The 15,993-nt window shown below is 43.8% G+C and carries 11 protein-coding genes and 2 pseudogenes; 5 read left to right on the top strand and 8 right to left on the bottom strand.

The features are described from left to right. The first annotated feature begins 164 nt into the window (after nucleotides 1–164). The 3 genes from mnmA to HMPREF0106_RS03740 all read left to right on the top strand — a co-directional run bounded on the left by mnmA (nucleotide 165) and on the right by HMPREF0106_RS03740 (nucleotide 1,906). Complete coding sequence (gene mnmA, locus HMPREF0106_RS03730) at nucleotides 165–1,232, top strand: tRNA 2-thiouridine(34) synthase MnmA (protein WP_009040923.1); 1,068 nt, start codon at nucleotides 165–167, stop codon at nucleotides 1,230–1,232. A gap of 88 nt (nucleotides 1,233–1,320) precedes the next feature. Then, on the top strand, nucleotides 1,321–1,575 hold the full coding sequence (locus HMPREF0106_RS03735; RefSeq protein WP_004316007.1) for a hypothetical protein: 255 nt from the start codon (nucleotides 1,321–1,323) through the stop codon (nucleotides 1,573–1,575). Beyond that, complete coding sequence (locus tag HMPREF0106_RS03740) at nucleotides 1,565–1,906, top strand: type II toxin-antitoxin system RelE/ParE family toxin (protein WP_008643242.1); 342 nt, start codon at nucleotides 1,565–1,567, stop codon at nucleotides 1,904–1,906. The genes HMPREF0106_RS03735 and HMPREF0106_RS03740 overlap by 11 nt, the downstream gene beginning before the upstream one ends. 70 nt (nucleotides 1,907–1,976) lie before the next feature. On the opposite strand, the gene HMPREF0106_RS03745 is transcribed toward HMPREF0106_RS03740, so the two are convergent. From HMPREF0106_RS03745 to HMPREF0106_RS03775, 7 genes are all read right to left on the bottom strand, one after another. Continuing rightward, the gene (locus tag HMPREF0106_RS03745) at nucleotides 1,977–2,636 is read right to left on the bottom strand and encodes a LuxR C-terminal-related transcriptional regulator (RefSeq protein WP_008770885.1); all 660 of its coding nucleotides are present in this window, start codon (nucleotides 2,634–2,636) and stop codon (nucleotides 1,977–1,979) included. Nucleotides 2,637–2,724: 88 nt separating this feature from the next. After that, a complete protein-coding gene (locus HMPREF0106_RS03750; protein ID WP_004305931.1) occupies nucleotides 2,725–3,315 on the bottom strand; it encodes a DUF4251 domain-containing protein in 591 nt (196 codons plus the stop codon). A 67-nt stretch (nucleotides 3,316–3,382) separates the two neighbouring features. Further along, nucleotides 3,383–4,810, bottom strand: coding sequence for a Na+/H+ antiporter NhaC (nhaC, locus tag HMPREF0106_RS03755; protein WP_009040922.1), 1,428 nt, complete (start codon nucleotides 4,808–4,810; stop codon nucleotides 3,383–3,385). Between the two features lie 154 nt (nucleotides 4,811–4,964). Beyond that, on the bottom strand, nucleotides 4,965–5,399 hold the full coding sequence (locus HMPREF0106_RS03760) for a hypothetical protein (RefSeq protein ID WP_008018526.1): 435 nt from the start codon (nucleotides 5,397–5,399) through the stop codon (nucleotides 4,965–4,967). A 46-nt stretch (nucleotides 5,400–5,445) separates the two neighbouring features. Next, nucleotides 5,446–6,621 carry an MFS transporter gene (locus tag HMPREF0106_RS03765; protein ID WP_004315999.1) on the bottom strand — a complete coding sequence of 392 codons (1,176 nt, stop codon included), beginning with the start codon at nucleotides 6,619–6,621 and terminating at the stop codon, nucleotides 5,446–5,448. 26 nt (nucleotides 6,622–6,647) lie between these two features. Beyond that, on the bottom strand, nucleotides 6,648–9,089 hold the full coding sequence (pbpC, locus tag HMPREF0106_RS03770; protein WP_032851613.1) for a penicillin-binding protein 1C: 2,442 nt from the start codon (nucleotides 9,087–9,089) through the stop codon (nucleotides 6,648–6,650). 140 nt (nucleotides 9,090–9,229) lie between these two features. After that, a complete protein-coding gene (locus HMPREF0106_RS03775) occupies nucleotides 9,230–14,860 on the bottom strand; it encodes an alpha-2-macroglobulin family protein (protein ID WP_009040920.1) in 5,631 nt (1,876 codons plus the stop codon). Between the two features lie 100 nt (nucleotides 14,861–14,960). Here HMPREF0106_RS03775 and HMPREF0106_RS03780 point away from each other — a divergent pair, with 100 nt between their 5' ends. Continuing rightward, entirely contained in the window at nucleotides 14,961–15,362 is a 402-nt protein-coding gene (locus HMPREF0106_RS03780) for an FKBP-type peptidyl-prolyl cis-trans isomerase (RefSeq protein ID WP_008021699.1), read from the top strand. A 181-nt stretch (nucleotides 15,363–15,543) separates the two neighbouring features. Here the strand turns inward: HMPREF0106_RS03780 and HMPREF0106_RS27240 are convergent. After that, nucleotides 15,544–15,642, bottom strand: a pseudogene (locus HMPREF0106_RS27240) (GGGtGRT protein); the annotation flags it as partial. 132 nt (nucleotides 15,643–15,774) lie between these two features. Between HMPREF0106_RS27240 and HMPREF0106_RS03785 the strand changes: the two are divergent. Then, nucleotides 15,775–15,993: pseudogene (locus tag HMPREF0106_RS03785) on the top strand (DDE transposase); the annotation flags it as partial.

Below are 15,993 nucleotides of genomic sequence, written 5' to 3'. Positions count from 1 at the left end.
TGCAAATGTAGGAAATACTTTGCTTATCTACCACATTTATGGTATAAAAATGCCTTCAATGTGTGATTGGGTGTTAGAGAATCTTGCCTTATCTTTGTGACATCAAAGTTTTCGATAGGTATTAGCTAAAATATAGAAAGTTATTAATAGACGGATTTTTATTCATGGAGATAGCTGCATTATTATCAGGAGGTGTCGACAGTTCGGTTGTCGTACACCTCCTTTGTGAGCAAGGATATAAGCCTACTCTTTTTTACATTAAGATAGGTATGGACGGAGCGGAATATATGGACTGTTCGGCAGAGGAGGATATTGAATTATCTACTGCTACGGCACGTAAATACGGTCTGTCTTTGGAAGTGGTGGACCTGCATCAGGAGTATTGGGAGAATGTGGCGGCGTATGCCATTGATAAAATTCGGCAGGGATTGACACCGAATCCGGACGTGATGTGTAATAAGCTTATCAAATTCGGCTGCTTTGAACAGCGTGTCGGGAAAGATTTCGACTTTACGGCAACCGGTCACTATGCCACCACCTTGCAATGTGATGGTAAAACTTGGCTGGGCACAGCAAAAGATCCCGTGAAAGATCAGACAGACTTTCTCGCCCAGATTGATTACCTGCAAGTTTCCAAGCTCATGTTTCCCATTGGAGGGTTGATGAAGCAGGAGGTACGTGAGATTGCAAATCGTGCCGGATTGCCTAGTGCCAAAAGGAAAGACAGTCAGGGGATTTGTTTTCTTGGAAAGATAAACTACAATGATTTCGTTCGTCGTTTTTTAGGAGAAAAGGAAGGGGCGATTGTTGAACTGGAAACCGGAAAGAAAGTGGGTACACATCGCGGTTATTGGTTCCACACAATTGGTCAGCGGAAAGGGCTCGGATTGAGTGGTGGTCCTTGGTTTGTAGTCAAGAAGGATATTGAGGAAAATACTATCTACGTATCTCGTGGCTACGGTGTAGAGACACAATACGGTAATGAATTCAGGATGCATGATTTCCATTTCATTACTGATAATCCTTGGAAAGGTCAGGAGAAGGAGGTAGACATTACTTTCAAGATTCGTCACACTCCCGAATTTACAAAAGGAAAACTGATACAGGAAGGGGAGAAGCAGTTTCACATCTTGTCGTCCGAAAAGTTGCAAGGCATTGCTCCGGGACAGTTTGGGGTGATTTATGATGAAGAAGTAAAAGTTTGTGTGGGGAGCGGTGAAATCATCTGTTAAATAGTTTATTTTGATTGGTGAAGATTGGATTATCAGGAGATTTTTCACTACTTTTGTTTCGTAGAATATAAATAAAGGAGGATTGCTTATGACAACGATGGAATTGAAAAGTCTGAAAATGGACTTGGTGGAGGAACTCCTGAGTTTGAATGACAAAGAGATGCTCAATCGAGTGAAGAACTATTTGAAACGACTGAAAAAAATGGAAGCTGAAAAAGAAGAGGAAGAAATCACGAAAGAAGAAGTTCTAGCAGGGATTGACGCCGGACTGAAAGAGGTAAAACTTTCAATGGAAGGTAAGTTGGAGGTAAAGACTGCAAGAGAGTTCATTAATGAATTATGAAATTATAGTTAAGCCGACATTTCAGCGGGAGGCTAAAAGGCTGGCGAAACACTATTCCTCTTTTAAGGAGGATTTTGTTTCATTGATTGATGATTTAGAACAGAATCCTCTGCTAGGAACGGACTTGGGACATGGACTGCGCAAAGTTCGTATGAAAATAACTTCAAAAGGAAAAGGTAAAAGTGGAGGAGCAAGGGTTATAACATTTACTTTAGTCGTTTCTCAACAAGATGCAGTTTTGAATCTTCTCTATATTTATGATAAAGCAGATAGAGCGTCTATATCAGAAAAGGAAATAGAACAACTTCTGAAACAGAATGGATTGAAATAGAATAGAGAAAGGCATTGTTCACTAGTTTGTGCTAATAGGATGTGTAGGGTAGTTCTTATAAGGCGGCATCTCAGATGTAGTATTCCGCTAAATCCACAATCCCAGCCCTCATCGCATATTTAGTAGCTTCATGTACATTATTTACTCCCAATTTGCGAAAGATATTCTTACGATGACTGTTTATCGTATGGAAACTAAGATTTTTCTCTGCTGCAATCTCTTTCGTCGTTTTTCCCAATGCAATTTCTTTTAGGATATTCTTCTCCGTTTGTGTCAGCAGATGATCGTCTACGCTTGAGGCAGCCAGCGGAGAAGAAGCGCCCGAAAGCAACAGATTGCTGACATGATTGCAAATATACCGTTGTTTGCGGGTGGCACATTGAATGGCAGTCATGATTTCTTCTTTCGAGTTATCTTTCATCACTACCCCGAAAGCCATACTGCTGAACAGTACCTGGCGGAGAAAGTTCAGGCTAAGTTCGTCAGAGAATAGAATCCAGTCGGCTTCCTTGAATCTTTCCTGCAAGACAATCAATTCATCCGCCCCGGCAAAATTGAACAGTGTATAATCCAATACAATCACCGCTTGCGGATGCAATCGTAGCTGCTGAATCAGTTCAGCCTTGTTATCAGCTTCTAAAAGGAGGGACACTTCCTTTTGTTTACTTAGCAGGAACATCATTCCTGCCTTACTGATATCCTGATTGTCTGCGATGATAAATTCTCTCATAAGCAACGATGAATAAAAAAACTCCGCTACAAATGTACGCATTTTGCGCGATTTGTAGCGGAGTTATGATAAGATTCTTGTATCCGGATTACCAGGAACGTCCTTTGAAGATATTTGACTGGTCAAGCGGAACGATATTTCCGTTCAATGTCAGGTTATTGTTGCTGAAGTTCGGGCTGATGCTAACCGAAGCAGTATTGTTTCCGCTGCTCATATTGATAAATACTTGAGCGGAGATGCCGATACCCTGAACGCTGAATGAGCAGTTCACATTTCCTTTTTTGTCGATATTCATCTTCATATCCGAAGAATTACCATCTACTGTAACACCACCGATTCCGTTAGGACCTGGGTAAGGAGTGTTGAAAGCAGTCTGTACGGTAGCTCTGTTGCCGTTCATCAAGACGAAGTTGGTGTTTGAAGTAACAAAAGCACTCATACCGTTGCGGAAGACAACTTGATTAGCTTCCAATACAAATTGCTTGTTCTTCAAAGCCTGTACAGCTTGTTGATAGGCTGCCATGTCCTGCACCTCTTCTTCGGCACGGAGTTTTGCTCTTTCTGCATCTCTTTGAGCTTTTCTTTCTGCGCGGCGTGCTGCTGCGTTACTTTCTTGTGCATACATCATTGTGCTTGCACTTACTAATACTAATGCTACTAATGCAATAAACTTTTTCATAACTTTTTTTTGTTTAGGTTTAATACGTTGTTCGTTTATTGCAAAAACAAAGTGTATGCCAGATTGTTCACGAACGTCTTGCAATTTTATATCCGATGGCTGCCACAGTGATACTCATTAAGGGGCTGATAATGTTGAAAAAACAATAAGGTAGATACACAAGTGTGGGTACACTCAAGATAGTAGCTTGTGTCATTCCGCAACTATTCCATGGAATCAATACGGATGTAACGGTTACTGCATCTTCCGTCGTACGGCTTAGTAAGCAACTTTCATACCCTTTCTTGGCATAAATATCACGAAACATATTTCCCGTCAGAATGATACTGATGTATTGGTCGGCAGTTGTCAGATTAAGAAACAGGCCGGAGCAGACTGTCGCTCCAACCACGCTGACTGTTTTCTTCATGAAGCGGACGAAGATGGAAGTGATACTTCCCAGCATACCGCTTGCTGTCATTGCCCCGCCAAAACACATGGCGCACAGAATCAGCCAAATCGTATTCATCATTCCCGCCATACCACGTGTGGCGATTAAATCTGTCAGAACGGCATTGTCTGTATGTAAATTTGTCGCTCCATAGACGGTCATCATCAGTCCTTTGAACAAAGAATCGAATCCGGAAACGGCAACTCCGGAAATCTCTTGCAACAACTCCGGCTGAAATATCAAAGCAAAGACACCAGCCAGCAGAGTGGATAGGAACAGCGTAACGATAGAGGGTACTTTCCGTGCTATCAGTATTCCGGTTACAACAGGGACTATTAACAACCACGGAGTGATATGAAACTTTTCGTTCAAAGCGGTTGCCACCTCCGCAATATGTTGTGTATTGCTGGCATCGTGGGAAAGTCCTGCCACTGTGAAAATAATCAGCGTGATGATAAGAGACGGTACCGTAGTAATCATCATATAACGGATGTGACGGAACAGGGGAGTGTCTGTGATGGAAGACGCCAGGATAGTGGTTTCGGATAAAGGAGATATTTTATCCCCGAAGTATGCCCCCGAAATGATAGCTCCGGCAATCCATCCATCTTCAAAGCCTTGCGCCTTTCCGATACCCATCAATGCAATACCGATAGTGGCAATAGTGGTCCACGAACTTCCGGTCATTACAGAAATCAACGCGCAGATGATGCAGGTCGATGCCAGGAAGAAACTGGGATGGATAATTTGCATCCCGTAATAGATTAAGGTCGGCACTACTCCGCTAATCATCCAAATGCCACTCAACGCACCGATTATCAACAGAATGATGATGGCTGTTGCCACTCCGGCAATATTGTTGGTGATGGCGAGCTCGTAATCTTTCCAGGGAATCTTATAAAACGCCATACCAATCAGGATACAAATGGCTGTAGTGGTAAGCAATGACACTTGACTTCCGCCGCTTAGGGCATCACTGCCAAAGGTACGGATAGTGGCAAACAATAATAACACCAGTACAACAATCGGTATCAACGATATGAGGGGAGAGGGGGCTTTCTTCATCTTGATTCTTATAACCTTTTATTTATTTTCCGGCTACTGTTTGTTGATAGCCGCGCAAAGATACAACAAAAAAGAATGAAATCTTTTGCTTCAAAACATCAGGTAATAAAAATTATTAGATGTTTATATTTGATTGGAATATGTAGGAGACGGCTCAACTGGCAAAAGTCTTGCGCCTGATCCACCAGTAACGGATGAAAAGCACCCCTGTCAGGATGAGGGCGATGGATAATCCGGTATAGAAAACAGAAATGAACGTTTCGGGCAGGAGGTGGAAGCTACGGATGGTGATTCCCAGGGAAATCATGAATATCATTGTAATCCAGCTTTTCACATCGAAAAAGGAGAACGGACAATTCCGGCGTTCTTTCTTTTGCTCGATTCGCTGGGTATGTTTATAGTAGAGCCTTCTGAAAACCAATACGAAGAATAATAAGAAAACCACGGTGGCTTCTCCTATTTTGAACATCCAATCTTGGGAAGTGTTTAACCAGGTCACAATTCCTATTCGCAGAATATTGGCACCGGCTATAATCCAGACGGCACCGGCTGTGATAAGTAAGATTTGTCTGTTAACTCCGTATTTCATTGGCGTTTTTTTTATAATAAACGGTTTGAGTGTTCGTTTTGTTGACTCATTTCTTGTAGAAAATCGTAATTAATAAAGAAATCCCGGTTAAAACAACTCCGGTACTGATAACTCCGTGCCAGCCATACAGTTGCCAAAAGCTGCCTGCCAGAAATGTTCCCATAGAACCACCGATAAAGTAAGTAGTCATGAAAACTGTATTAATACGGTTCGAAGCACGCGGATTTAGTTCGAAGATACTTGTCTGGTTACTTAGCTGAATACATTGCATTCCTATGTCAATGATGATGATACCGGCGATGATACCGACAAAGGTGTTTTCACCGACGAAGAACAACAACCATGCAAAGAGAATCAAACCGCAGCCGATAAAGTTGAAGCGGCGTACGCCTACCCGTTTTACGTATCTTCCGACAAAAGAAGCAGTCAGTGCACCGGCTACTCCGCAAAGTCCCAGCATACCGATTACATCGCTGTTGGCGAAGAACGGAGCTTGTCCCATTTTAAAAGCCAGACAGGACCACATGGCAAGGAGGGAACCGAAATTCAGTGCCGCCCGAATCGAATAAATGCGTAGTTGCGGATATTCTTTCACTAAGGCTAACAGAGATTTCATCAGGTCGCTATATTTTCCTTGGAAGTTGGTTTGAATATCGGGAAGGACTTTTAATACAACAATCGCGCAGATAAACATCATGCCTGCAGCAATGTGATACATTTCCCGCCAGCCAATCAGTTCACCGATAAATCCGCTGACGACACGTGAAGCCAGAATACCGGTCAATAGTCCTGATAAGACAATTCCTACGTTTCTGCCTTTATGTTCCGGACGGGAAAACTGGGCGGCTATGGGAATGAATATCTGTGGAATCATGGAACAGACTCCCGTGAGGAATGAAGCGATGAGTATCAGATGGAAGCTGTGTGTCAGGGCAATCGTCAAGAGGGAGAAGATCAGGACGGTGAAATTGACAAGGATGATTTTCTTTCGTTGATATAAGTCGCCTAAGGGGGTGATGAACAACAGTCCTGCCGCATAGCCTATTTGCGTGACCATGGCAATCAGGTTAGTTCTGAACTCTGATATGCCAAGTTCATGGCGTATCATATTTAATAGAGGTTGGATATAATAGATGTTGGCTACCGAGACACCTGCCACAATAGCAAGTGTCCAGAGGATGGATGCCGGTAGTCCTCCGTTTTCTTTTAATGGCTGTTTCATGCGGCAAAGATAATAAAATAAGATGTTTATTCGATGAAGAAAGTAGTGGAAACTGTGTTGCCTTCTCCGTCTACTGCCGTCAGGGAATGTTTGCCGGGAGCGGGTTGCAGGGAAATTTTGTGGAAATCCTGCGTCTGTGTCTGATAAGTGTCGTCAAGATGCCAAAAGATAGTCGCATTGGGGTTGCTGTGTGCCAGTTCGACCGTGAGAAACCCTTTACTGCCGTCCAATTGTTTGGGCAACTTGATATGGGCGTTCATCGGAGGGTAGATGAACTGCATGGATTGGAAAGAATCTTCTCCACAGCCGGCTTTGAAAGGTGGCAGTGGTTTGTATTCCGGATGGTGCTGCTTATAGTACCATTCCCATACAGGTGGCAGGGCAAACCATGATTTCTGAATGGTAGGTTCGGTATTTGCACAGTTTTCATAGATGCGGTGGCTTTCGTCAGCAGATAGAGTGACGAGATGATGGTAAGGACAAGCCTCTGTCCGTAATCCGGCAGGAAGAATCAATACGGTATCAGTTTCTTCACAGAAACGTCCTTTCAGATGACCGGACTGGCGGCATATTTCTGCATCAACGAAAACGCCTGTGGGACGTTCGAACCACGGTGAAGAAGGGAGGTAACTGAATATATCGAATAATACAGGACCGGCTGTTTGTGCACCAACCAATCCGGGCTTTCCTTCTCCGGTTGCATTGCCTACCCATACGCCTACTGTATAGCGTGGAGTCACCCCCACTGCCCACGCATCACGGAATCCGTAGCTGGTTCCGGTTTTCCATGCGATAGTTTGCATGGATGGAATTGATTTCCAGTCAATCTCTTCGGGACGGTTGACTTCTGTTAAGGCGGAGAGGGTGAGCCAAGCTGCTCCTGTTTTAGCCGAAGTGGTTTCTTCCGAATCCTCTTCTACGGAGAGAGGACTGGAGTTACTTTGTTCTCGTTTTTCCTGCTTGTTATGATTGCTTTTATGATTACGGCTTGTTTGCTTCGTATCATTGTTTATTTGCTCTGTATTTTCTGTTTCCAGTAGTATCTGTGCTTCCTTTCCTTGAGATACGGTCGGGGAGGGGCTGCTGGAAAGGCTTCGTCCCATTTGTGCATAGGCATTCGTTACATCCCATAATGTTGCTTCTGCACCTCCTAAAATTAGTGACAAACCATAATGAGAGGCTGTCCGATTGATGGTCTTGAATTCCATCTGTTGCAACAAATGGTGAAACTTGGGTACTCCATATCTTTGTAACATGGTTACAGCCGGGATATTCAACGAACGGGCAAGGGCTTCGGAAGCGGGGACTGCTCCTTCAAACTGCATACTGAAGTTTTGAGGAGTAAATCCGTTGATATTAACCGGTACATCCGGCAACAGCATTTTCGGCAGTAAACTTCCTTCCTGTAGCATGGCATTGTAGAGAAAGGGCTTTAAAATACTACCTGTACTTCTGGGAGCTTGGATCACATCTACTTGGCTTCCTCCTTGTTTACGGTCGAAATGTACATTTCCGCAGTATGCTACTACTTGATTGGTGGGAATGTCGATAACCAGAATTGCCAGGTTGCGGATATCACTTCGATTAAACTCGTTGCTCCACCGTTCTGCCAAACTCTCTATGTGGCTTTGTATTCCTCTGTCTATGGTTGAACGGGTATATAGCCCGTTTCTTTCCTGATAGAAACGACTGACTAGGTGGGGAGCTATTTGAGGAAGCGGATGCGGTTCGTCGGGTAACGGTTCGCTGACAGCTAATTCGTAGGTAGACGCATCGATAATCTCTTCTTCAAGAAGTTGCTTTAATAGACGGTTGCGTTTGGAAAGCAGTGTCTTCCGTCCTTTGGATAGATGAATCATGGCAGGGGCATTGGGCAGGACAGCCAGCACAGCCGATTCCGCCCATGATAAATCTTCGGCAGAATGACCGAAGTAACGCCAGGCAGCAGCATCCAATCCTACAACATTTCCTCCGAATGGCGCATGAGAGACATACATGGATAAGATTTCCTCTTTAGAAGCCCGAAATTCCAGACGGGTAGCCCATATCATTTCAACGACTTTCTCTCCGAGAGTTCTGGGCTTGTTCCGGGCGAGACGAATGGTTTGCATGGTAAGAGTACTTCCTCCGCTTACGACACGTTTGTTCTTTAAATTTTGATAGAGTGCCCTTCCGGTAGCTAACGGATTAACTCCCCAGTGGTGATAAAAGTGTTTGTCTTCAAAGGTAATGAGGCATTGCTTGATTTTTTCGGGTGTTGTCTTTCGGGGAGGAAACCGCCATTGACCGTCCGATGCGATACGTGCTCCCAATAATTCTTCATTTCGATCAGTCACGACGGTGGAGTAGGGTACATGAAACAGTTGCCGGGGAAGGCAAAAGATGTATCCTATTATCAAAAGAGTAATGCTTATAGTCATTACTTTTTTAGTGACAGATAATCGTTTGAAGAATTTTATAGGATTCATTTAAATATTAAAAGCTAAGAGACATATCTTTGTGACAAATGATTAAGTAAGAAATAATAAGGTACGAAATAATTAGGCACGGATTACACGGTTCTACTCGTTCACTTAAACCGCGTAATCCGTGTAATCCGTGCCAAATATTATCGACTGACAGTGGTTCTTCCTGCTTTGCTTCGTGCCTGTACGTTTACATCATACATTGCTTCACATTGAACGGCAGGGAGAATAAAGTTACCGGCATAGGTCGCTTGTAACCTGACAGTGAATACCTTTGTCTCACCGCGGCGCAGATTGAAATAGGTCAACACCCTGTCATCACGTATATCCTGATAGCTGTACTTGCTGACTGATTGACCGGAGCCGTCGGCTGCTGCGTTTTCCGTTTCGGGAGCAACCATTCTTTCATTGTATATTTCCCAACCGGATGGTATGATATGCGTCAGTGCCAGATTAGTGTAATCGGAAGTACCGCTGATATTGGATATTGAGGTGATAGCCATAAAGTCAGTTCCCTGTATGATGTCATTGACAGAGAGCGGTGTACCGTTCAGGTTAGCATATCTTATATCCATGCGGAGGTTATCGCTGATAGCCGGTAACGTATCGTTTAATAACTGCGTACGTGTGATAAGGTCTACGCTAAGTGCTCCTTTTCCTTGATTCTTCACAGAAACGGTGCCGGATTTTGGAGTGGTAGCGATCTCTTTTTCAAACACAGCTTTGGCTGATTTTACAGCAGGTTGCTGTTTATCGTTCCATGACCACACAAAATCCAGTGTGCCTGACAGCTTTTCTGCCAGACGTCCCATTGCCATCAGAGCAAAAGCGGTAGATTGTGTACTGAACCAATCTTCTTGTGACAGATTCTTAGAAACGACTTTTGCTTGTTGTAAAGCATCCCGTTCCCGGTTCATCAGGATGAGTGTTTCCAAAATCATTGCTTCGTCACGATCGGAAGAACCGTAAATCTGATTCATGGAAGAGTAGGGGTTCACCGTTGTTTCTACATTATACACAAGTTCTTCAGCCGGTTTCATCTTTCCGGTCAGTGCGTATGCGGCTGCCAGTCTCCATTTGGCCTGAATTGATAATCCGGTCTGTTCTTTCATTCGGTTCATAGCTCCATATTCCGGTACTCCTGCCAATGCAAGGGTATATAAACGGAAGGCTTGTTGCAATTCCGACTGCCATTGCTGCCAACCGCTTGCCTCCTGTGGCATACGCCAGTTTTGTGCGGCTGCACGTTGGAAGCGCTTCCACTTGTTCAGTACATTCGCATGAACGGCATATCCTTTTTCTTGTGCCAGCGTCAGGAACATTCCAGCATAAGAACTAATCCATTCGTCGGCAGCAGCATTCCCCGGCCAATATACAAATCCGCCGTTGGGGAGCTGACGACCATAAATCTGCCGGATAGCTTCCTGTACATTCGTCTTTATCTTTTCGGCTTCCGTCTTATCTATCGTCTTGAATTGAGCGACAAACAGAAGAGGCAGAGCCTTGGAAGTCAACTGCTCCGTGCAATGGTGCTGATAATTGTATAAGAAGTCGAACCGACGGCTGATATCTACCGAAGGTATGCGGGATACTTCCAGCTTGATCTGATTATTTGCGGAAGAACTGCTTAGGTTGTATGACAATTCTTTGCTTTGTCCGGCTTCTATCCATTGACTGTTGCGCAGGGTTACTACCGGATTCGGATTGCGTACGTCTATTTCAATGGTTTCTTTGGTTTGTTGTCCGCTGCCATTTGCTGTCAGGTGGATCGTAGCCTTTCCGGTTTTGCTGCCTGTTTTTAAGGTAAAGAAGACAAGCTGGTCTCCCGGTTGGGTGAATTTGAGCGATTGTTGGTTAGTTCCTACAATCTGTACTCCTCCACCGGATGCCTGAAGGGATACGGTCACATTCTTTACTTGATTCTCCATCGCAAAGATATTGACCGGAACGGTAATTTCTTCCTGAATACTAAGCACACGGGGCAAAGTAGACAACATCATCAATGGAGTTCGTACGAAGGCAGTCTTTTCCGCATTGCCATAAGCACCGTCCTGTCCGGCAACCACCATGGCACGTACCGAACCTACGTACATCGGAATTTTCAATGTATGCGTCTGGCTCTTTCCTTTTCCCAGATAGAAAGGACCTATAAACTTGACTACCGGTTTAAAACGGTTTGCTTTAGCATCGGCAGGTTTCAGTGTGGCGTCTCCACCTGTGCTGAAAAGCGAACTGTAGCTTCCGGCAGAAGCTCCCAATACATTATCATACATATCCCATGTCTGGATGCCAAGCGCTTCGCGTGAATAGAAATCATTCCATGGGTCCGGGGTCTTGAAGTTGGTAAGATCCAATAAACCGTCGTCTACAATCGCCAATGTATAAGTCATCGGTTTACCGCTCTTTTCGCTGACGGTCACGTTGAAGTTGGTTTCCGGGCGTAACACTTCCGGCATCTGTATCTGCGGTTGCAATACTGTCTGACTGTTAGTGACAAATACTGGAACAACACCGTACATACGGATAGGCAGGTCGTTGACTGTTTGCGCATGAGGCTGTAACAGACTGATATGCAAATATACGTTCGGAGTCATCTCCGGCGTAATCTTGAATGTATATTTCGTATCTCCTCCGTTGGAGACTTCTATCCATTCCTGACGTAATACTGTCGAACCGTTTTCGATAGATACCAGTGCACGTCCTCCCGCTGCTGCAGGAATAATGGCTGTGGCTGTTTCTCCAATTTCATACGAATCTTTGTTCAGAGAGAAAGCAAGCATCTTGATACCGCTGGGATCTGTTTTGCTCGAACGTCCGCGCCATTCCGGCCAGTCTATATAAACGGTTCCTCCAGTGGCATGTCCGCTCTCTTTGTCTTTTACGTAAACCAAATATCGTCCCCATGACGGATAATCGATGCGGAACTTGAAGGATGCTTTCCCGCCTCTTGTCTGTAAGTTGCCGCTGGCAACAGGTGTGATGGAACTGTTGTTGATGTAAGTGCCAAAAGATTCACCGCTGTTCTCCCACCACCAGCTCCAGCCGATGCGGTATATTTTGTATTCTAGATTAGTACGGTTCACTAACTGTCCCTGCGTGTTTACAGTCACAATATCGAATACGTGATCTTTGTCCGTTTCAATATATTTGCCTTTCGGTTGGTTCAAGTTGATACCGACGTAAGATGTAAATGGCGAGAACGGGATTGTTTGGGTGTAGATGCTGGCATCTCCTCCCGGTTCGAATACACGGGTGGTGAAAGTTGCATTCAACATACCCGGTGCTTCGGTTGCGGTCGGAACTTTCAGTGTGACGCTGGTTTTTCCTTCTGCATCCAGTGTACCGTCGAATATATCAGTTTTGATAGTTGTGAAATTCGTGGCCGGATTATTGAAGATATATTGTCCGTAATTCTTAAACTGTGTATTCACTTTAGATAAAGACATTTCTATTTTAGCTTTCAATTTGGAGGCAGTGGCTCCTGTCAGCCAGGTTGAAGTGAGTGGGGCGTAGACATCCTTGTCCGTAGCTTGAAGAATCTTCGGCAATGCCAGGTTTATTTTCAAGCGGTTGGGCTTTATGGTTTCGATACGCAGACCTTTGTGGAAGGTGGTTCCTCCTACTTTAATATATGCATTCCAGAGCCCGGTTGGATCTGTAGCCTGTGTCGGAACGTCGAATGTATAAAATCCGTTCATTCCTTGCGTTGAAATCATTTTGGTGTAGAACTGTCCTCTCGGATTGTATATTTCCAGTGCTACGGGATGCTTGTCGGGGATTCTCTTTTCGCGGTCCTCCAATATAAAGGAAATGTACAATGTGTCTCCCGGTCGCCATACTCCTCTTTCGCCATATATGAATCCTTTCAATCCCTTTTGAATATCTTTTCCTCCTACATCGAATCTGCTGACGGACTGTTCTTCACCGTCTACGACACGCACATACGCCTTTTGCTTTTCCGATTCTGCCACGATAATGAAAGGTACGCCCTTCGGAGTGATTTCAACGAACCCGTCTCCATTGGTCTCTCCCTTTCCTATGGGCTGTAACTGGAAGTTATATGCTGTTACTTGTGCTTTTCCTATCGGTTTGGTGTCCAAAATATTGCTTACGGCAATCCATAGTTTGTTCAGTGAATTCCGTTTTACAATCATCCCCAGATTGGAAGCAAACACATTACATGCAGCAATTCGGTCTGAATTCATATAATAAGATGGATGGCATGGATTGTCGCGTTCCGTCCATCGGTACACGCTCCAGTCCATTGTTCCTCCGTTGTAATAATAGTAAGCTTCGGGCGTATTCCAGATGGCTTCATCTTCTTCAGACAAGACACTTCCGCTTACTTTGGTCAACCCGTCGGATGTGTTACTGTCGGCGAATTTCATATCCTGATTCTCGTTTCCTCCACAAGGATAAGCGGAGTATTCCTGACGGAATGAAAGTATGACACGGTATATGGCACCCGGCTCCTGATGAATCAACCCGGCAAGGTCTATTGAGTAATCTCCCCAATGATGAATATCTTTGGAAGCATCTTTGGCAAGCCATAATGTTTTCTTGTAAACCAGTCTTCCCGAGCGGCGTAGTTCATTGGTCGAGGCGAGTGAATTGGTTTGCATGAACATCAATACATTATTCTCGAAGATACGAATCACGCTCAAGTCCACAGCATACAGGTTGACAGCCCTGAAAGGAATAATCAGACTTTTCGAGTCGGGCAGGATGGCGGCGGAGGTAGACATTTCTACTTGTGGTTTCAGACTAACTTCACTGAACGAGATCGTATGTGAAGTGCCCAGCGCTTTACCTTGACTGTCTTTGACTCCTTCATGGATATTCAACGTCAGTTTGTTCTGTGTGTTTGCTTCGAAATAGATGAAGACTCTGTTCTCGCTGATTTGGAAGATAGATGAAGAGACTTCCGGAATCTCAATCAGTCCTTTTAAATCCTGGGTAGTGGATAAAGGAGCGGAGAAAACAATCTCAATTCCGTTTTCCGGTTGTTCAATGCGTTCGGCAGACATAAAACGGAAGCAATCTTTAGCCGGTATCAGCACTTCTTCGCTTTGTTTGCGGTCAATGCCGGCTGGGTTACCATTGGCTGTAATGGTCAATGGGTAATCATCAGCTTCTCTGGGTATTTGTCTGATGTTGAACTGATACCGGGTAAGGTTGTCTGTCGCGGTGACTTCTACCGGATAACTCTTCTTGCCATCGCTGGCAGTCAGCATCTTTTCCACTTCCTCTTTTTTCACTACATCGCTGAAGCGTATTTCTCCTTTAATATTTATTTCATCCGGTTGGGTAGCTGTAATTGGTAACGACTCCAACTGCAAAGTGAAGTTACGTTCCTGCACACGGAATGAGAAGTTGAACTCTTTTAGTTTTTTGTCCACTTCGATGAAGTCTCCCAGTTGGAAAGTTCCTTCGTAGAGCGTTCCCGGTTTCAATGTTCCTTCTTCCGGCACAAACTCAATGGTGTTGTTGCTTACCCAGTATGCTTTTCCTTTTAATGAAGGGGAAAAGCTGAACGGATTGTTTTTTAACTCACTGTTCAGATCCACCATGGGTTGGTCATGGGTCAACTCTATGCGTATGGTTGAATTCTGTGAAATAACTCCTCCCGTATACGCATTTACATACGGTGCATAATCGGCAGAAGGAATGATGTCTTTTTGAGTACGTGTGCATGAATATAGGCCCACAGTCATCATGATAAGTAGGAGTAGTCCGGTAGTACTAATGCTACGTGTAGTCTTTGTTAGTCCCATAGCGATGAGTTTTTTTATAGTTCAACAAACAAATATACAGTTTTTATGCTAAATCCTTTGTTATTCTGATTATTTTTGCAAGTTCTTAATCAATTTATTTATGGGGAAAAAGAAAGAATACAAAGAGGCCAATCGACGATTTCTGAAAAAGCTGTCATTTCAGGAAGGTGTTTTTGCGTTGCCGTGTGGAATTTATTACAAAGTTTTGGAAACTGGTGAAGGTACGATTTCTCCGGGTGCGCGGAGTATTGTTACCGTGCATTACAAAGGAAGTCTGATTGATGGTCGGGTGTTTGATAATTCTTATGAACGTACTTGTCCCGATGCCTTACGTCTTAGTGATGTAATAGAAGGGTGGCAGGTAGCACTTCAGAAAATGCACGTTGGGGATAAATGGATTATCTATATACCTTATGCAATGGGTTACGGTATTAAATCTTTTGATTCTATTCCTGCTTACTCGACATTGATATTCGAAGTGGAACTGCTTGGAGTTGCATAGAGGTGAGCTATATATAATCAGATGCATGGCTTCCCCTTCTTCCGGAATAATATTATTGGATGTATGGTTACTATATATTACCACTATTTTTTGATAAATAGCGTGTTTGCAAATATAATAAATAGATAAGCTACTGTAATCTTCACGATTGCAGGAACTTATCTATATAAAGTAACTTAAATTACTTGCTCAAAGCCTGAGCTACGTCTACAGCACAAGCCCCTGTACAACCTACCATCGGGTTGTTACCAATTTCCAGAAATCCCATCATTTCTACGTGGGGATATTCCTAAAATAATAAAATTTAAGGCAACTAATTCATTGCGAGTTAGTTGCCTTTTTTGTATCTTTAAGCATTCCCCCCAAAAAACGGTTTGACGGCCAAAACGGGGGTAATTAAAAATAAAAACACATGGTAAAGATACAAAAAATCTCAGAAATCGAACCTTGTTTAGGTTTTACCGAGTTCGATATGCTTAAAAAATATCGTCAAAGTTTTGCAACGAGTGAATTAGGTCGCCTCCATTCTCTGTTCCCTTTCTCGGAACTGGCCCGACAAATGCATTTGAAGTCCTCTCCTTTTGGGCGTAAAAGTTATTTTTCTCCCGAAGGTAAAATAGCCTTGATGGTC

This window comes from Bacteroides sp. D22 (assembly GCF_000163675.1).
GTDB lineage: Bacteria > Bacteroidota > Bacteroidia > Bacteroidales > Bacteroidaceae > Bacteroides > Bacteroides xylanisolvens.
This window is presented reverse-complemented; position numbering and strand designations above follow the sequence as displayed.